Annotated in this window: 9 protein-coding genes; 2 read left to right on the plus strand and 7 right to left on the minus strand. The window is 38.2% G+C overall.

Annotated features, from left to right (window positions below; genetic code table 11):
- Positions 1 to 76: 76 nt before the first annotated feature.
- Together dapA and B0A80_RS16615 are read right to left on the minus strand one after the other, a co-directional pair.
- The gene (gene dapA, locus B0A80_RS16610; RefSeq protein WP_017497142.1) at positions 77 to 958 is read right to left on the minus strand and encodes a 4-hydroxy-tetrahydrodipicolinate synthase; all 882 of its coding nucleotides are present in this window, start codon (positions 956 to 958) and stop codon (positions 77 to 79) included.
- Positions 959 to 974: 16 nt separating this feature from the next.
- Complete coding sequence (locus B0A80_RS16615) at positions 975 to 1,487, minus strand: DUF6913 domain-containing protein (protein ID WP_017497143.1); 513 nt, start codon at positions 1,485 to 1,487, stop codon at positions 975 to 977.
- 47 nt (positions 1,488 to 1,534) lie between these two features.
- Here B0A80_RS16615 and B0A80_RS16620 point away from each other — a divergent pair, with 47 nt between their 5' ends.
- Positions 1,535 to 2,314, plus strand: a complete 780-nt coding sequence (locus tag B0A80_RS16620) for a 5'-nucleotidase C-terminal domain-containing protein (RefSeq protein WP_017497144.1) — start codon at positions 1,535 to 1,537, stop codon at positions 2,312 to 2,314.
- 27 nt (positions 2,315 to 2,341) lie between these two features.
- Positions 2,342 to 3,253, plus strand: coding sequence for a bifunctional metallophosphatase/5'-nucleotidase (locus tag B0A80_RS16625; protein ID WP_089078008.1), 912 nt, complete (start codon positions 2,342 to 2,344; stop codon positions 3,251 to 3,253).
- On the opposite strand, the gene B0A80_RS16630 is transcribed toward B0A80_RS16625, so the two are convergent.
- From B0A80_RS16630 to B0A80_RS16650, 5 genes are all read right to left on the minus strand, one after another.
- A complete protein-coding gene (locus B0A80_RS16630; RefSeq protein WP_089078009.1) occupies positions 3,246 to 3,938 on the minus strand; it encodes a lysoplasmalogenase family protein in 693 nt (230 codons plus the stop codon). The genes B0A80_RS16625 and B0A80_RS16630 overlap by 8 nt on opposite strands.
- Entirely contained in the window at positions 3,925 to 5,931 is a 2,007-nt protein-coding gene (ligA, locus tag B0A80_RS16635; RefSeq protein WP_017497147.1) for an NAD-dependent DNA ligase LigA, read from the minus strand. Before ligA ends, B0A80_RS16630 begins: the two co-directional genes overlap by 14 nt.
- Before the next feature lie 246 nt (positions 5,932 to 6,177).
- On the minus strand, positions 6,178 to 8,115 hold the full coding sequence (locus B0A80_RS16640; protein WP_089078010.1) for an OmpA family protein: 1,938 nt from the start codon (positions 8,113 to 8,115) through the stop codon (positions 6,178 to 6,180).
- Positions 8,116 to 8,127: 12 nt separating this feature from the next.
- On the minus strand, positions 8,128 to 9,060 hold the full coding sequence (locus B0A80_RS16645) for a PorP/SprF family type IX secretion system membrane protein (RefSeq protein ID WP_017497149.1): 933 nt from the start codon (positions 9,058 to 9,060) through the stop codon (positions 8,128 to 8,130).
- Positions 9,061 to 9,106: 46 nt separating this feature from the next.
- Complete coding sequence (locus B0A80_RS16650; RefSeq protein WP_089078011.1) at positions 9,107 to 21,718, minus strand: Ig-like domain-containing protein; 12,612 nt, start codon at positions 21,716 to 21,718, stop codon at positions 9,107 to 9,109.
- Positions 21,719 to 22,798: the final 1,080 nt, after the last annotated feature.

A 22,798-nucleotide genomic window follows, 5' to 3' on the forward strand; every position in this document is an offset into this window, starting at 1 on the left:
CGGTGGCAAATTTAGTTATTAATTTAGCTACTACAAAATATTTTTTGGTATATATAGAATACCGACAATCTCATGCTTATTTTATACTATTTTTCACAAATTCATTCAATCTGCCTGCTAATGAATCATCAACAGCCACCAATGGCAAACGTACTGTATTCTCAGCAATACCAAGGGCTTGAAAAACTTGTTTGATTCCGGCAGGATTTCCCTGCTCAAAAATCATATCAATACAATCAGATAAAAGATACTGTGTTTTAAACGCTTCAGTTACCTTTTTATTGAGTCCTAAACGAATCATTTCTGTAAATTCTTTTGGAAAACCTTGTCCGATAACCGAAATTACCCCTGCTCCACCTGCCAAAACAATTGGTAAAGCAATCATATCATCTCCTGAAATAATCAGAAAACCTTCCGGTGCATTTTTAATCAATTGTAAAGCCTGAGCCATATCTCCGGCAGCTTCTTTAATCGCTACCACGTTGCTAAAGTCATTCGCCAAACGAATTACTGTTGACGGCAACATGTTACTGGATGTTCTTCCCGGAACGTTATATAAAATCACAGGAATTGGGGAAGCTTCTGCAATAGCTTTAAAGTGCTGATAGATTCCTTCTTGTGTTGGCTTGTTATAATAAGGAGAAACAGAGAGTATGGCTTCAAAAGCAGAAAAATCTCCTGTTTTTAATTCCTCTACAATTTGCATGGTATTATTTCCACCAACGCCAAGTACCAATGGCAGTCTTCCTTTATTAGTATCTATAACCGTTTTAATCACCAGTTCTTTTTCGGCTTGTGTCAGAGTAGCATTTTCTGCCGTTGTTCCCATAACTACAAGATACTCAACACCACCGTCTATCGAAAAATTAACGATGCGCTGTAAAGCTTCGATATCTACTGAAAAGTCTTTTTTAAATGGGGTTACAAGCGCAACACCAGTTCCTATTAATGATTGCATATTCTACTTTATAATTTTATTTTATACTCTTTAAATATCTAAACAATTCGTGCACGAAAAGTTTGTAATTCTTTATAGCAGTATCAATCATCCATCGATTTAATTTTTCATCTACTGATGCGAATCCTACTTTAAACTTCGCTTTTGACTTGGCAGTTATCAGCATCAAAATGGCCGTTTCAATGTCATAATAACTAATCAAAAGATCAAATTCTGTTTTTATAAATTCATTTAAGAAACCTTCTGTAATTTCCCCCTTCCAATTGACGCTTTTTCGTCCAAAAGTTGGTCTTGAATACGTTTGTTTCTCGCTAAATTTACTTCTGTACACTGCAATTTTGATATTCTCAGGAGTAATTCCTTTCGAGACCAATTCCTTTATCAGGTCTTCTGAATGATCAAATCTACTTTCATCAATCAGTAAACCAATTGTTTGCACATTACTTGTAAATACTTCGTTTTTGACATTATTCAAGTTATTTTTTAATGATTTTTTTACAAAAAATTCCTTTATATAATTTAAAAACATAGTACTTTTACCAGATTACAAAATTAATTATTTAAGTCGCATTTAAGATGGTAAAACTAAAAAAGTATAACGGAGTTTTGAAACTTTTTGTTATATTCTTAACACTTTTTTTTATATTTTCCTGTAGCCAGAAAAATTATAATCTAACAAAAATTGAAGGAAAGCAACTTCCGATAACTGAAAAAGGAACTGAAACGCCTGCTATTGAGAACTTTATTAAACCTTATCGTGATCATATTAATAAGGATTTAGATAATGTTCTGGCTTATTGCCCTGAAACTCTTGATAAAAGTACAGGGAAATGGCAAACCAGCATTGGTAACCTTATGGCTGATGTTTGTGTTAAAAGAGGAAACCTGGTTTTTGAGGCACGCGAGAAGAAAAAAATTGACTTGTGCTTACTAAATCATGGTGGTATACGAGCTATATTACCTAAAGGAAATGTAACCAACAGAACAGCATTTGAAATCATGCCTTTTGAAAACAGTATGGTGGTTATGGCTTTAAAAGGAGATCAGATTTTAGAAATGACTTCCTATATTATTAAAGCACAAAAAGCACAGCCTTTATCGGGTATGACTTTTACTATTGCAAAAGACAAGACTGCAAAGAATATTATGATTCAGGGAAAACCACTTGATCTTAATAAAATTTACTATGTAGCAACAAATGATTACTTGGCAAATGGCGGAGACAGTATGTCTTTTTTCGCAAAAAGTGTTCAAAAATATGATCTGAACTACAAACTGAGAGATGTATTAATTGATTACTTTAAAGAAGTTGATACGATTCCGGTAGCAAAAGACATCCGAATTACAGAAGAATAAAAATCCCATTTCGCAAAAACATACAAAATGAAAAGAAGAGAATTTATCGAAAAAACAGCTGCAAGTACTGCCTTATTAAGTCTAGGTTTGTCGTTGAGCAGTTTTGAAAATAACGATATCAAACACTTAACCATTCTACATACTAACGATGTTCACAGCCATATTGATCCATTTCCGGCTGATGATCCTCGTAATCCAAACAAAGGTGGTGTCTCACGCAGAGCCGCACTTATAGAAACGATTCGTAAAGAAAATCCAAATGTACTTTTACTGGATGCCGGTGATATTTTTCAGGGAACTCCATACTTTAATTATTATGGAGGGGAATTGGAATTTAAACTGATGAGTATGATGAAGTACGACGCATCGACTATTGGAAACCACGATTTCGACAATGGTCTTGACGGATTACACGCACAAATGCCTCACGCTAGTTTTGATTTTATCTGCTCGAACTACGATTTTAAAAATACGGTGATGAACGGTCTTGTAAAACCGTATAAAATTTTCAATAAAAACGGAATTAAAGTAGGTGTCTTTGGTTTAGGAATCGAGCTTGCCGGCTTAGTTGACAAACAAATGTACAAAGAAACAATCTACAACAATCCTGTAGAAATTGCACAGGACATGACGCAATTGCTAAAGAAAGAAGAAAAATGTGATTTGGTTGTTTGCCTGTCACACCTTGGATACAAATACAAAGACGATGAATCTAAAATTTGTGATTTAAAACTAGCTGCTCAAACTCAGGATATTGATTTGATTATCGGAGGTCATACACATACTTTCTTAGACAAGCCAACTGTTGTAAAAAACAAAGCCAATCAGGATGTTTTGGTGAATCAGGTAGGCTGCTACGGAATCAATTTAGGAAGAATAGACTTTTACTTCGATAAGAACAAAGCTCACACAAACGAAGGGAAATCAATTATTATTTAGCGTTTTTCTTTTTTTTGGTTTTCGTTTTTTCCAGGAAATACTCGACCATAAAAAAGTACGCTAAAATTTGAGTGACATCCCGGATCAATACCAGGACTACGGAATAGGAAAAGTATTCATTGAAAATATAGAATATATCTGAAAAGATATAGGAAATTGCCATTAATGACATGAGTAACGCTAAGTAGGTTCCTTTTGTAATATAACTAATGAAGGACAAACAACTTAACACACTTAAGACAATTCCGTAGATCATATAGATCAAACTAAATCGTTTCATATTATCAAATTGCATTCCTAGTGCTGATACTAAAAGATATACGATAAAAATAACTACTATAGAAACTGGAAGAAAATCTTTTTTTTCCAGTTTTATTTTTTCATGCCCTCCCAGATAAAGTCGGATAATTAAAAGGTAAACGACCAGAAAGCACAAGACTCCCCCTAGTTCAGAACTTTCGATATCCATTAGATTAAATACCTGACCGATAAAGCTGAATAAAAAGATAACCCCTTCGATTTTACCGATATTGAATTCGGTGCTAATCAAAAAGTAAATAAAAATCGAAGGAATTACAATGGCTTTGGCATAAGTCGCAAATAAAAACAGCTCGGTCCAGTCAAAAATGGCCGTGCACAATAATGCTAAAAAAAATAAAATCAACGACGGTTTATTCGCTTTCATTTAGTTTGTTTATAAAATCTTCTTCAGACAGAATAGGGATATTTAATTTACTGGCTTTTTCTAATTTTGCCGGTCCCATATTATCTCCTGCGACAACAAAATCTGTTTTTGCCGAAATAGAGCTTCCTACCTTACCTCCATTGTCTTCAATAGTTTTCTTCAATTCGTCTCTGGAGAATTGAGTAAAAACTCCTGAAACTACAAATGTTTTTCCGATAAATTTTTCAGTGGCATTCGGGTTTATCTTCTCTACAATTTCAAACTGAATGCCGTAACTTTTGAGACGGTCTATAATTTCCTGATTCTCTTTATTCTCAAAAAACTCAATTACACTTTTGGCAATTCTTTCTCCAATTTCATCTACCAAAATCAAATCCATCAGTGTGGCCTGACGTAATGCATCAATATTTTTGTAATGTTTCGCCAGTTTTTTGGCTACCGTTTCACCTACAAAACGAATTCCTAAGGCAAAAAGAACGCTTTCAAATGGGATTTCTTTTGATTTCTCTACTCCTTTTACCAGATTCTCGGCAGATTTTTGCGCCATTCTCTCTAAAGGTAAAATATCTTCTACTTTTAATTCATACAAATCGGCATAATTGTGCACCAATCCATTGTTAAAAAGCAAAGCAACTGTTTCGCCACCAAGCCCTTCAATATCCATTGCTTTTCTTGAAATGTAATGTTGAACCCTTCCAATAATCTGCGGTGGGCACCCATAAAAGTTAGGGCAATAGTGATTGGCTTCTCCTTCATTTCGAATCAATTCGGTTTGACATTCCGGACAATGTGTGATGTATGCAGTAACTTCTGAATCTTCTGGGCGTTTGGACAGGTCGACGGCAATTATTTTTGGAATGATCTCTCCTCCTTTTTCTACAAAAACGGTGTCATTGATTCTGATATCCAATTTTTCAATCTGATCTGCATTGTGCAAAGAGGCTCTTTTTACAATGGTTCCAGCCAGCTGTACCGGCTCTAAATTGGCTACAGGAGTTATTGCTCCCGTACGGCCTACCTGATATGAAATAGACTGAAGTGTGGTCGAAACCTGTTCTGATTTGAATTTATAAGCTATGGCCCAACGTGGAGATTTTGCAGTGTATCCTAATTCTTCCTGATGCTGAATGCTGTTTACTTTTACGACTACACCATCGGTTTCGTAAGGTAAATTATGACGGTGTACGTCCCAATAATCAATGAAGTCGAAAACTTCCTGCATATTTTGCACCAGTTTTGCTTCGTTAGGCACTTTGAATCCCCAATTTCTGGCTGATTCCAATCCTTCAAACTGGGAAGTAAACGGGAGATTGTTTCCTGTAACGAAATACAACAAACATTCTAACGGACGTTTAGCGACCTCAGCACTATCCTGTAATTTCAAACTTCCTGAAGCTGTATTTCTTGGATTTGAATACGGTGTTTCACCTATTTCAATTAAATCCTGATTCATTTTTTCGAAACCGGCAAAAGGCAGAATTATTTCTCCTCTAATATCAAATTTATCCGGGTAGTTCCCTTTTAATTGTAAAGGAATCGATTTTATGGTTTTGATGTTGTTGGTTACCTCATCTCCCTGAAAACCGTCTCCTCTTGTTAAAGCCTGAACCAGTTTTCCGTTTTCATAAGTAATACTGATCGAAGCTCCATCGTATTTTAATTCGCAGGTATATTGCAGATCTACATTTCCTAAAACTTTCTGAATTCTGGCTTCCCAATCCAGTAAATCTTCTTTAGAATAGGAGTTATCCAAAGAATACATCCTGTACTGGTGTGCAATTGTTTTAAAATTCTTGGTCACGGCACCTCCTACTCTTTGAGTTGGGGAATTTTCATCAAAAAACTCAGGATGTTTATTTTCTAAATCCTGAAGTTCCTTTAACTTAATATCAAAATCATAATCAGAAATTGTAGCGTTGTCTAACACGTAATAATTGTAATTGTGCTGATTAAGTTCGTTTCGTAAAGTCTGAATTGTTTCTTGAATACTCATAAGATTTTAAAATACCGGAGGTTTTGATTTTGAATAATTGAATACCAAAATTAGGATTATTTTTGTTCAAAAACAGTAAAATCCGAAAGTTTTATAAACTCAAAAATCAAGTTGCAAAAAGATGCAACTTGATTTTCTTCCTGCCCATTCTTCTTAAAAAAGAATTAATAAAAACCAACTTCCAAATGGTTTCTTCATTTTACAAATTCAAACTAACAATCCAATCATTAGCCTAAAAATGTAACTCTATTTTTGAATTATAATAAAGTCTGAGCGTCTGTTTAACAAATGTTCCGCCTCGGTACATTTTACACCATTTTTGCATTTATTGATCGGACGGCTTTCACCGTAACCAATAGCACTTTCGATTCTTGCAGTATCAATACCTTGTGAAAGGATATAATCACGTGTTGATTTAGCTCTATTATCTGAGAGTTTCAGGTTATAAGCATCTTTACCTCTGGAATCGGTATGGGACTCAATTTTGATGCGGATTTTAGGAAATTTTCGCATCACAAACACTACTTTATCCAGCTCAGTGGCTGCCAAAGGTGTAATATTGTATTTGTCGTAATCAAAATAGATCGGATTAACGTCTACTTTTTCGACTCCTTGTTTTTTCACTACCAGGTCATCATAATTACTGAGCTCAAAATCAACATCGGTAATTTCGGCTTCATTGATCTTGGTTGTTGCAACCTTTTTTTCGTCGTCACTGTAATTAAACTTTGAAGCTACCAAGCGAACCGCTTTATTGCAAGGAACTGTTACCGCATATTTACCGTCAAAATTGGTTTTAGTTTCCGCCAAAACTTCATTGTACGGATCATAAGCTATTATAGTTACATCGGCTAAAAGTGCTTTTGATTTATGATCGATTGCTTTACCTGAAATATTCTGATTGCAAACGGGTTGACCTTTAGTAAAGGAATAAATATCATCATCTCCTTTTCCTCCTGCTCTGTTGGAAGATACATAGCCATAACTTCCCGTTTTATCAATCACAAAAGTAAAATCATCTTTATTACTGTTTATCGGAGCTCCCAAATTTTTCGGTATCGAAAAGCTTCCATCGGATAACATTTTACTTTCGTACACATCTAAATCTCCTAAACCATAATGTCCGTCTGAAGAAAAATAAAGTGTTCCGTTACGAAAGAATGGAAAAAGATCATTTCCTAATGTGTTAATTTTTAGCCCTAAATTTTGAGGGGAACTCATGGTTCCGTCGTTTGCAATTTTCACAACATACAAATCGGTTTCTCCATAGCCGCCCGGCATATCGGAAGCGAAGAAGAGTAATTTACCGTCGTCACTTAAACTAGGATGCCCAACAGAATAATCATCACTATCAAAGAAAATCTTTTGCGGGTTTTCTACCTTTCCGTCTACCAAAGATCCTTTTAGAATTTGGAAGTTGTTGATTCTGTCCTGGTCGACTACTAATTTGTTTTTCTTGACAATATTAGACGTATAGTAAATTGTTTTTCCGCTGGCATCAAAAGAGGCGGTTGCTTCGTGATATTTAGTCATCACGTTAGGGATAAACAGTTTTTCGTTAAATAAACCTCCATCAGCGGGATTTCGTTCGGCTACATACAAATTAAGAAAAGGCTGATTGTTCCAGTTGTAAAGTTTATCGGCAAACTTCGTAGTATCTCTGGCCGATGAAAATACGATTCGGTCCTGAAAAAATGTAGCTCCAAAATCAGATTTACCGGTATTAATATCTAAGTTTCTAGTGTCGTACAAAGACTTAGTTTTGGCCAGACTGTCTAATTGTTTTTTCTGAGCAACATACCGATTGATCTCTTTCTGATCTCCTTTTTTATTGAGATATTCTTTGGTAATTTTATCGGCTTCATCATAATCCATAACAGATTTCAAGCACTGAATATAGCGCAGGTAATAAATGTCGGTCAGATTATTCCCTTGTATCTGATAGAGTCTTTTATACCATCGAAGCGCATTTCTTCCATCGGAAATAAAATAATAAGAATCTGCCGCATTTTTTATGGTTTGTGCTGTTGGATTCTCTATATTCTGCAAACACTCTTCATAAGCTTTAGAAGCATCTAGATAAGAGAAATTTCGAAACAATGCATCGGCTTTTTTTAAATTAGTCTTTTGAGCAAAACCAAAGGTAATGCTCAAGACTAAACTGAGGATATATAGTTTTTTCATAGGATTTATGTTTTAGAAGAATCGAGGTGATTTGATTTTACTTTGTTTTCTAGTAAACTGATAACGCAAGATGATCTCATGTGATCCATCATTGTATTTATTCAAATCACTAACGGTATAATCAAAAGCATACCCTGCATAAAAACTTCTGGATATCTGAAAACCTGCCAGAATACTTATCGAGTCGTCTGTTCGGTAAGATCCACCTATTACAAACTTTTCTGCTATCATAAAATTTGCCGAGATATCAGCAGTAAGTGGTGCTCCACTCACTGCTTTTACCAAAAATGCCGGCTTAAATTTTAAGTTTGGATTCAAATCAAAAACATAACCTCCCATCAGGTAGTAATGCAATCGATCGTACGATATAGACTCCTGAATATCATCGTAATAATCACTTTTAATAAAGCTTGGAACTGAAAGACCAACATACCATTTGTTAGTGTAATAGTACACCCCTGCTCCTACAGCCAGTTTCAATTGATTATTAATATTCTGATTCAGTAATACATCATTATTGTTATAGAATCGTCCTTTTGACCAATCTACGTTTAACATTCGCATACCTGCTTTTAATCCAAACGCAAGTCTTTTTTCATATCCTAAAGGAATTGAATAAGCGAAGTTCCCGTCGATATACAACTCGTTTGACGGACCAATTTTGTCGTTAACAACACTTAATCCTAAACCAATCATCTCGTTTCGAAGAGGTGAATGAACAGAGAATGATTGTGTTTCGGGTGCTCCATCGATTCCAACCCATTGCGAACGATGTAAAAGTGTCGCCTCGATGGTTCCGGTAGATCCAGCATAAGCTGGATTCACCGACATCGTATTGTACATGTATTGCGTGTACTCCGGATCCTGTTGTGCACTGGCACAAAATGTGATAAAAGAACATATTAAAATAAAATACGTTTCTATTGATTTTATATATAGTTTCATAACGATACTTATTAAGTTTAATTAATTAGATGATTAATACGGCTGCTTATCTCATTATAGATAACCATCCTTTTTTAACCGTTCCGTCTCCTATTGCTATCACATAGAAATAAGTACCTGTTGGCAACATATCTCCTCTGTTGATAACTCCGGATACATTAGCGGTTCCGTCCCAATCATTTTCATAATGTTGTTTACTATATACTAATGAACCGTATCTGTTATACACTTTCAACTCATTATTTGGATAAGTTTCGATACAATCAATTCTGAACAAATCATTTGCCCCGTCATTGTTTGGAGTAAATTCATTGTAAACGGTCAAACAAATTGGTTCAACAGAAACTGAAGCCGAGTTATTTGATGCATCTACATCTAACGGAGTGGAAGTCTCGACAGTTGCAACGCTTAAGTATTTACCACCTGGCAATACTTCTGCTACAATTGTAAGGACAACACTTTGTCCTGCATTCAACGTTGGAATCGTCCAAATTTGAGATAACAAACTGTAAGTTCCTACAGTTGCAGATGCGCTTATCAAATTATATCCGCTAGGTAATAAATCGCTTACTATCGTATTGATAAAGTTACCCTGACCAATATTATTTACTGTTACAGTAAATGTTATCTGATCACCAAAATTAGGCTTAGGATTGCTAACTGTATTGGTTATTGTTAGATCAGAACAAGTTGCTACAATTACATTTAATGATTTTGTAGTTCTCTCGTTACAAGTATTAATATACTCAACCTCAACTTTACCCGGTCCGATATCTGACCAGGAAATGGTTACAGAACCATCGTTAAGTCCTCCGCCTGAAGTAATTGTTCCGTTAGAAACTGACCATACATAATTTGATTTTCCATTGGCAATCGAATAAGTAACTCCCTGAAATACACATGGCGTATCATCTGTTGTTGTGATAGGAACCAATGCATCATTGTTAAAGGTAACAATCACCGCTAATCTCGGAACTGCTCCACAGCCATTAGTAATGTTCCCTTGTGCCGCAGCATAATAAGTTGCCGCAACAAGAGGTGTATTCGCTGCCAAAGGAGTTCCTCCAGATGCAGTGGTATACCAAACAATGTTAGCCTCATTTACTACAATATCCTGAACTGTTGGCGCTGCTGATAAACAAAATACCTGTGTCGTTCTTGGAGTAGTAACACTAAGCGGTACGTTTACCGTTACTGCAACGGCCAGTCTAATTGGATTTTCACAACCAGAACTGCTTGCGATTACGCCATAATAAGTACCAGTAGCTAAAGCTGTAGTTGCCGGAATAGCAGTTCCGCCTGTTGGAGTACTGTACCAGATTACACCGGATTCATTCACTTGAATGTTAGACACTTTTGGTGCATCTACCGAACAGAAGTTTTGAGTTGCTGCATTAGTTGTAGGTGTCGCCATTGGGGTTACAATGGTAATGACAACCTGCAAACGATTAGCACTTTTACATCCTGTTACCGGATCTGTAAGCTCTCCGTAATAGGTACCGGAAGTTAAAGCGGTTGTCAATGGAATTGCTGTTCCGCCTGTTACGCTACTAAACCATGCTACATTACTCTCGTTAACCTGAATACTTGCAAAGGTAGGAGCGCTTGTAGAACAGAAATTCTGAGTCGCCGCAGTTGTAGTTGGATCTTTAGAAATTCCAATAGTTACCGTAACTTTTAATCTCACACTGCTTTCACAACCGGATACCGGATCTTTTATCGCTGCATAATAATCACCATTTACTAGTGGTGTAGTTCCCGCAACGACAGTTCCGCCAGTTGCAGTGGTATACCACACGATGTTGCTTCCGTTTACTTGAATGTTAGCAACCGTTGGATTATTTCCTGAGCAGAATACCTGAGTGGCAGCTGTTGTTGTTGGCGTACCCGGATCGATTACATTAACATTTACTGTTAATCTCACAGCACTTTCACATCCTGATACAGGATCTTTTATCACTGCATAATAAGTACCACTGGTTAAAGCTGTAGTAGAAGGAATCACTGTTCCTCCGGTTAGCGCAGTATACCAAACTATGTTTGCCTGATTGAATTGAACACTCGCAAACGTTGGTGCATTTACCGTACAGAACGTTTGTGTTCCTGCTGTTACTAAAGTTGGTGTTCCCGGATTAGCAACATTGATCGTTACCGCTAATCTTACGGCGCTTTCACAGTTTGTAACTGGGTCTTTAATTACTGCATAATAAGTACCGCTGGTTAAAGCTGTGGTTGATGCAATCACTGTTCCTCCAGTCAGCGCTGTATACCAGACAATATTAGCCTGATTAAACTGAACACTGGCAAAGGTTGGTGCATTTACTAAACAGAAGTTTTGCGTTCCTGCTGTAACTAATGTTGGTGTACCAGGATCAGTAACATTAATTGTAATTGGTAATCTTTCGGTACTTTCACATCCTGATACCGGATCTATAACCGCAGCATAATAAATTCCCGTAGTTAAAGCTGTTGTAGAAGGAATTATAGTTCCTCCGGTTAAAGCTGTGTACCAAACAATATTGGCGGCAACGGCAGGACTTACGTCGATTGTTGCAAAAGTTGGTGCATTTACCAAACAGAAATCCTGAGTAGTTTTGGTAATAATTGGTGCTTCAGGATCGGTTACAATAATGATAATCGCCAATCTCACATTACTCTCACAAAGAGTTACCGGATCTTTGATTGCAGCATAATATGTACCACTTGTCAATGCTGTAGTCGATGGAATTAAAATTCCTCCGGTTAAGGCAGTGTACCAAACTATATTGGCCGCAACAGCTGGACTTACGTCAATCGACGCAAAAGTTGGTGCGTTGAACAAACAGAAATTCTGAGTTGTTTTTGTAATCACAGGAGTTCCCGGATCGGTTACATTGATAGTAATCGCTAATCTGACAGCACTTTCACAAAGAGTTGTCGGATCTTTGATTGCAGCGTAGTAAACTCCAGTGGTCAAAGCTGTTGTGGATGGAATTAAGACCCCTCCGGTCAACGTCGTGTACCAAACAATATTGGCGGCAACAGCAGGACTTACATCAATCGATGCAAAAGTTGGTGCATTCACCAAACAGAAATTCTGAGTAGTTTTAGTGATTACCGGTGTTCCGGGATCAGTAACACTAATCGTTACCGCTAATCTCACGGCACTCTCACAGTTAGTTACCGGATCTTTGATTACCGCATAATAAGTACCGCTGATTAAGGCTGTAGTTGAAGGAATAACTGCTCCTCCGGTCAATGCTGTGTACCAAACGATATTGGCTTCATTAAACTGAACGCTGGCAAAAGTCGGCGCATTTACCAAACAGAAGTTCTGTGTTCCTGCTGTAACTAAAGTTGGGGTGCCAGGATCAGTCACACTGATCGTTACCGCTAATCTAACAGCACTTTCACAATTGGTTATTGGATCTTTGATAACAGCGTAATAGGTACCGCTAGTTAAAGCTGTAGTCGAAGGAATCACTGTTCCTCCAGTTAACGCTGTATACCAAACGATATTGGCTTCATTAAACTGAACACTGGCAAAAGTCGGTGCATTAACCAAACAGAAGTTTTGTGTTCCCGCTGTAACTAAAGTTGGTGTTCCCGGATCAGTTACGCTGATTATTACAGCCAATCTTACTGCACTCTCACAGTTCGTGATCGGATCTTTGATTACAGCATAATAAGTACCACTGGTTAAAGCTGTAGTCGAAGGAATAATTGTTCCTCCGGTAAGCGCTGTATACCAAACAATATTTGCCTGATTAAATTGAACGCTTGCAAAAGTTGGTGCATTTACCAAACAGAAGTTTTGTGTTCCTGCTGTAACTAAAGTTGGGGTACCCGGATCAGTTACGCTTATTGTAATTGCCAATCTCACATTACTCTCACAGTTCGTGATTGGATCTTTGATGGCAGCATAATAAACTCCTGTAGTTAAAGCTGTAGTTGAAGGAATTAAAGTTCCTCCGGTAAGTGCTGTGTACCAAACAATATTGGCGGCAACAGCAGGGCTTACATTAATCGATGCAAAAGTTGGTGCGTTGACCAAGCAGAAATTCTGCGTAGTTTCAGTAATCACAGGAGTACCAGGATCGGTTACGCTAATGGTTATCGCTAATCGAACAGCACTTTCACAAAGAGTTACTGGATCTTTAATTGCAGCATAATAAACTCCGGTAGTCAAAGCTGTAGTCGATGGAATTAAAGTCCCTCCGGTAAGCGCTGTGTACCAAACAATATTAGCAGCAACTGCCGGACTTACATTGATTGATGCAAAAGTTGGCGCATTCACCAAACAGAAATTCTGTGTAGTTTCTGTAATCACAGGAGTTCCCGGATCGGTAACACTGATCACTACAGCTAATCTAACTGCACTTTCACAATTGGTTACCGGATCTTTGATCACTGCATAATAAGTACCGCTGGTTAAAGCTGTAGTCGAAGGAATAACGGTTCCTCCGGTCAACGCTGTGTACCAAACGATATTGGCTTCATTAAACTGAACACTGGCAAAAGTTGGAGCATTGACCAAACAGAAGTTTTGTGTTCCTGCTGTAACTAAAGTTGGTGTTCCCGGATCGGTAACACTGATCACTACAGCCAATCTAACGGCACTTTCACAATTGGTTACCGGATCTTTGATTACGGCATAATAAGTACCACTGGTTAAAGCTGTAGTCGAAGGAATAACGGTTCCTCCGGTCAACGCTGTGTACCAAACGATATTGGCTTCATTAAATTGAACACTCGCAAAAGTCGGTGCGTTTACCAAACAGAAGTTTTGTGTTCCTGCTGTAACTAAAGTTGGCGTACCAGGATCGGTAACACTGATCACTACAGCTAATCTAACTGCACTTTCACAATTGGTAACCGGATCTTTGATTACGGCATAATAAGTACCGCTGGTTAAAGCTGTTGTAGAAGGAATCACTGTTCCTCCAGTCAATGCTGTGTACCAAACGATATTAGCTTCATTAAACTGAACGCTGGCAAAAGTCGGCGCATTTACCAAACAGAAGTTTTGTGTTCCTGCTGTAACTAAAGTTGGCGTGCCAGGATCGGTAACACTGATCGTTACCGCTAATCTAACAGCACTTTCACAATTTGTGATTGGGTCTTTGATTACGGCATAATAGGTACCGCTGGTTAAAGCTGTTGTAGAAGGAATAACGGTTCCTCCAGTCAGCGCCGTATACCATACAATATTGGCTTCATTAAACTGAACACTCGCAAAAGTTGGAGCATTTACCAAACAGAAGTTTTGTGTTCCTGCTGTAACTAAAGTTGGTGTTCCCGGATCGGTAACGCTGATCACTACAGCTAATCTAACTGCACTTTCACAATTGGTTACCGGATCTTTGATTACGGCATAATAAGTACCGCTGGTTAAAGCTGTAGTCGAAGGAATAACGGTTCCTCCAGTCAACGCTGTGTACCAAACGATGTTGGCTTCATTAAACTGAACACTCGCAAAAGTCGGTGCATTGACCAAACAGAAGTTTTGTGTTCCTGCTGTAACTAAAGTTGGTGTTCCAGGATCGGTAACACTAATTGTTACGGACAATCTAACAGCACTTTCACAAAGAGTTGTTGGATCTTTAATTACTGCAAAATAAGTACCACTGGTTAAAGCTGTAGTAGAAGGAATAACGGTTCCTCCGGTAAGCGCCGTGTACCAAACAATATTCGCTTCATTAAATTGAACGCTGGCAAAAGTTGGAGCATTTACCAAACAGAAGTTTTGCGTTCCGGCAGTAACTAAAGTTGGAGTACCGGGATCGGTTACATTTATTGTAATTGCCAATCTCACATTACTTTCACAAAGAGTTGTTGGATCTTTGATGGCAGCATAATAAACTCCGGTAGTCAAAGCTGTCGTTGATGGAATTAAAGTTCCTCCTGTCAAAGCCGTGTACCAAACAATATTGGCGGCAACAGCAGGACTTACATCAATAGAAGCAAAAGTTGGTGCATTTACCAAACAGAAATCCTGTGTAGTTTTAGTGATTACTGGTGTTCCAGGATCGGTTACGTTGATGGTAATTGCTAATCTAACATTGCTTTCGCAAAGAGTTGTAGGATCTTTAATCGCAGCGTAATAAACTCCGGTAGTCAGAGCCGTTGTGGATGGAATTAAAACTCCTCCGGTAAGTGCTGTGTACCAAACAATATTGGCAGCGACAGCCGGACTTACATTGATTGATGCAAAAGTTGGTGCATTTACCAAACAGAAGTTCTGAGTAGTTTCTGTAATCACAGGTGTTCCCGGATCAGTTACGTTTATCGTAATTGCTAATCTTACATTACTTTCACAAAGAGTCGTAGGATCCTTGATCGCAGCATAATAAACTCCGGTAGTTAAAGCTGTAGTAGATGGAATTAAGGTTCCTCCGGTCAGCGCCGTATACCAAACAATATTGGCAGCAACAGCAGGACTTACATCGATCGATGCAAAAGTTGGAGCATTCACCAAACAGAAGTCCTGAGTAGTTTTAGTAATCACAGGTGTTCCCGGATCGTTTACGATTACGGTTACAACTGATCGAACTGAGCTTTCACAATCATTCACATCTCTGATCGCACCGTAATAGGTTCCGTTTGTCAAAGCAGTTGTCGGATTTAATGCGACTCCTCCTGTGGCTGCACTGTACCAAACCACATTAGTCTGATCGGCCTGAAGATTAGCAACTGTAGGATTGTTTATCAAACAGAAATTCTGATTATAAGTGGTAGATGTTGGTGTACCCGGATCATTAATAAGTACGGTCACCAATCTTAATTCTCCATTTTTATTCTGACAAGTAAAATCACTTGAAACTGCAACATAATAAATCATCGGGCTCATTGCCGGTGTTAAACCTGTAGCGGTTAAAACTCCGCTTCCACTAATTGCATAGGTTACTCCGCCAATTGTTCCGCTAAAAATAGGTTGCGTTTTGTTCGCATCTAAATACCAGGAGAAAACAGGATTTGTCAGAGTGCTTGACGGTGTTAGTACCGCTGCTGTATCATGACAAATAGAAGCATTGTTTATTGAAATATCGGTTACCAGTGAGCTTGGTAAAATAGTAAAAGTCACTTGTTTTCTGTCTGCCGGAGCAGTTTCACAATACTCGTCAGAACTTACTCCAACATAATAGGTATAAGTCCCCGGAAGTAAACCGGTAACTATTAATTTAGAGGTTACCTGACCAGGAATTGGCTGACTTGTTGTACCATCAAAACTGTACCAGTGGTATACCGGATTGGTAAGTACTGGTGCAGCACTTAGAACAGCATCTAGTGTTACTGTACCGCTTTCAGAACAAATAATAGTTGCACTACCTCCATTTATAGTTACGTTGGTAATAGTTGCTGCAGGAACAGTTGCTCTTACAGTTACTGTAACTTCACCTCTTTCCAGAGCCGGACATCCGTAACGAATTGGCTGAATATAATATTTATACGTTCCGGCAGCTAATGTAGCAGGAAGTGTATAAGTCTGACCGCTGGCCAACAGATTTCCTCCCGTAGGCGAATCGTACCAGGCATAATCAGCACAAGGCTTCGGAGGGACGACGAGCGTGAGGTTGGCTCCCGGACAGACCGTTATTTTATTATCAGGATCGGCCCCTATCACTTCTGTATTGGTTGTACGATCTACTGAATGAACTCTTAGCTGATCTAAAACAGTAGCAACACCTCCATAAGTTATCACTACTTTATCGTAAGGCTGCGTTTGAGGTGCAACAATAGTCATAGCCATTGTATCTCCTGAAAGCAGTTTTAAAGTCAAAAGACTGCTTGTATTGGCAATTGGTCCGCCAACCGGAATGTTTCCGGAGTAAAGCTGGATGGTAAATCCGGTAAGTAAATTAAGATTTAAAACTGTTCCCGGTTTAGAAATTACAATTCTTAAACTGTCACCCACCATCGATGGCGTTCTAAAAGTTGCAGTCAACTCTGAAGCTGCCAATACTCCTACAGCGTTAAACATTGTTGCATAAGTTGCAATATCTTTATCGGCTATATTCCATGGATTTGAAACTCCAACTGTAGCCGTTAAAGCACCTACTCCCAAATCTTTTACACCGGAGAAAACATCTTCGATATCGCCCTGACCACAGGTGATCTGAGCTACTTCTCTTTTGTAATAAGTATCATAAACATTGATGTTTTGCGCTACACTTAAAACAGATCCCAGCTGCACACGGATACCGTCGTAATCCTGAAGTCCGGAACCATCAGAAGGAACAAAAGTATATTCGAATGAATTTTGTCCCGGTAACAGGTTCAATAAAGATCCTGTAACGGATTGTAATGTTCCTATATCGATAGGGTTATTAGATCCGTCACGTTTAGTACCTACAACCGAGATACTTTGTGCTACAGCAAGCAAACTGTTTTCTAAACCTAATTTTACCGTTACCGGTGTTCCTTTGGCAATTGTAGTTGGCCATTGCAAATTTTGCCAGGTCGTTCCAATACCCAAAAGTCCTAAACCGGTTGTAATAGTTGAATACGTACTTGGATCATTATCGGCAGCAAGAGGTCCATTAGTTACCCCTCCCGTAATAATTGTTCCTGAAGATTGTGTATTGGCGTACACTCTTTCCTGTAAGGTATCACAGGCAGCAGGATCAATCACACTAATCGTGATGGTCTGACTAACTGTACAGGTACCATTGCTGGCTACTACAGTATAAGCAAAAACACCTACAGTATTAAGAACACCTGTATTATTTGAAGGCAATACATTACCCTGCTGATCGTACCAGGTTATAGTCCCGTTTGAAGTGGCTGTTAAAGCAACAGAAGAACCTTTAGTAACCGCTACTGAATTTGTTAGTACTGTTAAAGTTGGCAATGGATTAACCGTTACTGCTACAGGTAACTTAACTGATGGACAATTGCCTCCATTAAGCTGAGCCTGAATAAAGTAATTACCATTTGCAGTAATATTTGACGCGGCCTGCTCTGTAATAGGATTATTTCCCGCATCAAAGAACGTATAAGTAGTATTTCCCGATGTATCAAAATTTGTAATCGCATCTTTCAGACTTACTTTAGCACAACCGGACAAAGTTGGTGTTACCGTTAAAGCAGTACCTGTTGGGAAATTAACAACAACTTCCTTAAGAAATCCTGATGCATTCTCACAGATACCTCCATTTAGTACAGACACATAATAGGTATAAGGAGCATTTAACTCTGTAAGTCCGCTGATGGTAAGGGCACCTGTTCCTAAATCTTTAGAATAAGTAACCCCGGCTATCGTTCCGGTTGCTTCCTGTGTTTTATTTGCATCTAAATAATACTTGAATGTTGCTCCTGCTAAAGGAGAAGAAGGAGTCAAAACAATACCTCCGGCACAAGAAGCTGTTACGGGGCTTGTTATATTGATATCACTGGCTGTCGGCAGAGGTAAAACTGTTACCGTAACAGCCTGACGAACTGTATTAATACAAGTTCCGCCACGTGTAGCTTCTAAATAAAATGTAGTAGTAGCGCTTAATGCAGCCGTTGGATTCACAGCTACTATGTTTCCTCCGGTTGGCGCATCGTACCACACAAATGTATCTCCTCCGGTTGCGGATGCTGTTAAAGAAGCTGTTTGTCCGGCACAAATTGGTGTTGCGTTCCCTGTAATTACCGCATTGGCAAATCTATAAGAAGCTTCGTAAATCTCCAGACTTGATAAAACAGTAGCTAATCCATTTAATCGGACACGCACACTGGTAAAAGTACCCGCTGCAGCAAAACTTGCTTTGAAACGATTTCCTGATAAGATCTGAACATTCAGAAGATTATTGATGGTGCTAAAATCTCCGTTAGGTACCCCCGAGTTAAAACTTTGCAGGCTAACATTAGAAAGTGCACTAATATCAAGAAGTCCAACAGGAATTCCCAGTTCCACATCTATAATATCGCCTGCCTGCCCCGTTGTTGGAAAAGTTAAATCTTGCTGAATATGATCTGTTACTAAACCAATAGGTATTGAAAGAGTAGCTGCTGTAGCATTATTACCGTCTACAGAGTTTCCATCTGCACTGGAACTACAGGTTAAACAATTTGTGGTTCCTCCTTTAGTGGTTATTTGTGAATTGGCTAATAAGCAATTATTCACTCCGGTAATTACGGTAACAACAATTGCGGTTCTTGTACTACTGGTACAATCTGACGTTAAATCTACCGACTCTACATAAAATGTTTTACTGGCTGTTAGTGACGGGCTAGGTGTGAAACTGTCGACATTAGTGGCCAAAAAAGTCCCTCCCGTAGGTACATCATACCACGTATGTTTAATCCCCGGATTAGCTACAACGGCCAGTGTTACATCCTGACCGGACTGAATAATCACAGGTGAAGATACCGCAACCGGTGCTGAAGGTCGTGAATTAACATTTACCGTAACCGGTGTGCGGGTTGCACTTATACAACTTGCGATTGAAGCTTCGACATAATAAGTAGTCGTAGCCGTCAGATTTGGTGTATTGTAAACAGTACCTGTAAATACTAAATTCCCACCGGAACTTGCATCATACCATTTGTAAACAGTCCCGACAACCGGTGAATCAATAGTCACTGTTGTTGAAGTTCCGCTGCACAAATTCAAAGGACTAGCAACAACAGTTGCCGGAGCTATGGGATTATTTACAGTAACAGTAACAGGATTTCTTTCACTATTCACGCAACCATCGCGAGTAACTTCTACATAATACGTCGTATTTGCCGTTAAAGCCGGAGTAGTATAAGCCGCTGTACTGGCTAACAAAGTTCCTCCTGTTAGAGCGTCGTACCATTTAATAGTTTCGCCAGCAACAATATTTGCCGTTAAAGTAGTCGTTTGTCCTCCACAAATTGTGGTATTTCCTGTAAATGATGGCAGCTTATAGCGATGAGTAGCCTGATAAATTTTTAAAGTCGTTAAGGCAGATACCAGTCCGCCCAATCTAACTTCTACACGATCAAAATTGGCTCCCGCTGTAATAGTCGCTCTAAACTTATCCCCCGACAACAATTGTAAGGTAACCAGAGCGTTATTGATAAAAGTGCGATCATTATTATAAGTCGCACCATTATAAGTAGCCAGACTGACAGCGCCTAACAAGCTCAGATCAGCAATTCCTCCAGGTAACTCCAGGTCAACATCTATAAAATCACCTGTCTTTCCGGGATTATTAAATTGTAAGGTTTGCTGAATCCACCCATTGACTAAACCTACTGGCAGCGTTATAGAGGAGGAAGTAGTGCTATTCCCGTCAACAGAATTATTCTGGGCACTTGAAGAGCAAAGTAAACAAAGACCGTTTTGAGTAGTTTGCTGACTGTTGGCTTCCAGACATCCTCCCAAAGGATTAGCTAAAACCGTTACTGTAACAGGAGCTCTCGTAGCGCTAACGCAGCCTCCTGCAATAGTACGAGACTCCACATAATATGTTTTGGTTGCCACTAATATCGGAGTGGTAAATGTATTTGAATCTCCTAATAACTTTGTTCCGCCAGTAGGTACATCATACCAATCCAGAGTTACTCCCGCTTCAGCTGTTGAAGCACTTAAAGTAGCATTCTGACCAGATAATATAGATACGCTTTGGGTTAAAATAGTAGCGACCCCGGGAACCGGAGTTGAAGTAACCGTAACCAGAGTTCGTGTTGGTGTCACACAGGAACCAATCGATGCTTCGACATAAAAATTGGTCACACCCGTCGGAACGGTTGGTGTATAGGTACTGCCTGTACTCAATGCCACACCACCTGTTGGTGCACTGTACCAGGAGTAAGTCGTTCCCAGTACCGGATTAATAACCGACAAGGTAGTTGCCTGTGTTGCTCCCGAAGAACAAATTGAAGTTCCAACCGTACTTATCGTTGGCAATACCGGGTCCAGAACATTAATAGTTACCGGAAATCTTTCGTCACTTTCGCAACCTGCACTTCTGGTTATACCTATATAATAAGTAGTACTTGTGGTTAATGCCGGTGTTGTAAAAGTATTCACGCTTGAAAGAGCTGTGGTAGATGTTGGCGAACTGTACCAGGCCAATGTAGTACCAGCTGCAGGAGTTGCAGTAAGTGCAATAGACTGTCCTAAACAAACAGACTGAGTGGCTCCTCCGGTAATGGTTGGTTTTGCAAACTCCAATCGCACATCATATATACGTATATTAGTCAAGACACTAAGTAACCCGCCAATTTCTACCTTTACCTGATCGGAATCGGCCGTTAGGGTATACTTTATTGTACCTGTAGTTGCTCCGCTAATCGCGTTCACATTCAGCAACGGACTGTTTAAAGCCAATGCCGTACTGCTTGTACTATTGACTGAATTGCTTGGCTGGATTGTCGCATTAGACAATAATCCAACATCCAGCAAATCGGCATTTGATCCGTAAACAATTACAATCTGGTCACCGGCTTTCGCCATCTGACTAAATTTAACTGTTTCCTGCACGGAACAAAGTACACCCAGCGCATTGGTTAATGATGCATACGTACTTGTATTTGCATCATAAGCAAAGGTTGGGTTTAGTACTTCTGTAGTTCCCAAACATACTCCCGCTCTACTGTTCGTTTGAGAGATGGGTCTACAAAAAGTCTGGGCAAAATTTTCATTGCAAAAGAGCAGTAAAAAAATTAATCCCAATAATCTCCTCTTCATAAGAAGATCATAAAAAGTAAATTTTTTTTTCATAATTTGGAAGATTAGAAAATGGACAATAAAATACCTCTTGCGATAAGCACTTATGCTTAGGCAATTTCAAAAAACACTAATAATCAACTTGTTGAAATAAAATTTAGATTCCCAGAATACTAAGAATGTAAACAACATTTCAGTAAAAAAAAATCATGCTGTACACTCTAAACAGAAGTACATTAAAGAACCGCTCCTATTCTTTCGAATAAAAGACATACCAAAAAAAGTGCGGAAATACAGATCGAAATCAGACTTCCAAAAAGGGTGATTTGTTATTAACCAATTTTCATGAAAGAAAATATACGTTTTGGAGAATTGGGAAATTCTACCTCCTATATAGTCTGATTCAATATTCATAAAAAGTTGATTACTCTTTTTATAAACTTTGTTTCTTTTAGAACAGAACTCTAAAAATTGAATCAATTCATTTTAAAAAACGCAGTGCGGATTTAAAAAATTTTTAAACACAACAATACGTTTCATCAACAAACCCCTTATTGGGATTTGAAAATAAAAAAATACTAAAACTGGAAAATTTATGAAACAAGTCTGAAGTGGAACAAAAATTAAATTTGATGATAAATTCATTTTTTTTCAAACTCTTACAAGATAAAGCTAAAATAATACGAAAACCTAATGCAAACTTGATAAAGAAAGTAGTGATCAATTCCATACGCAAACTAATTAAGTTATTATAAAAAACCTCAACTCTAGATAATCATACAAAAAACACTATTTGATGTATTACATAATAACTTAAATAGTTGTTTTTGGAAAAAGAACAAAAAGTTTTGTTTAACTTTTTCTTATACTAAAATTAGAAAAAAGGAAAACACCAAACAAGTATAATTTTCCTGTTTTTTAAATTTAAAGAAAAAACGAAAATAGAAAAAACAGGTAAATCATCGGAAAAACCTGCCCTAATAACGTCAAAATGAGATGAATTAAAAGAATGAAAATATTTTATCTTTTTTCAAAATCATCAAAAAAGAAAGTAAAAGATTACAATTTAAAAAGGTAATCGATTGAAATTGAACAAAAAAGACATAAAAACAGGAAGGATTTGATATTTACTAC

Origin of the sequence: Flavobacterium tructae (assembly GCF_002217475.1) — a bacterium.
GTDB lineage: Bacteria > Bacteroidota > Bacteroidia > Flavobacteriales > Flavobacteriaceae > Flavobacterium > Flavobacterium tructae.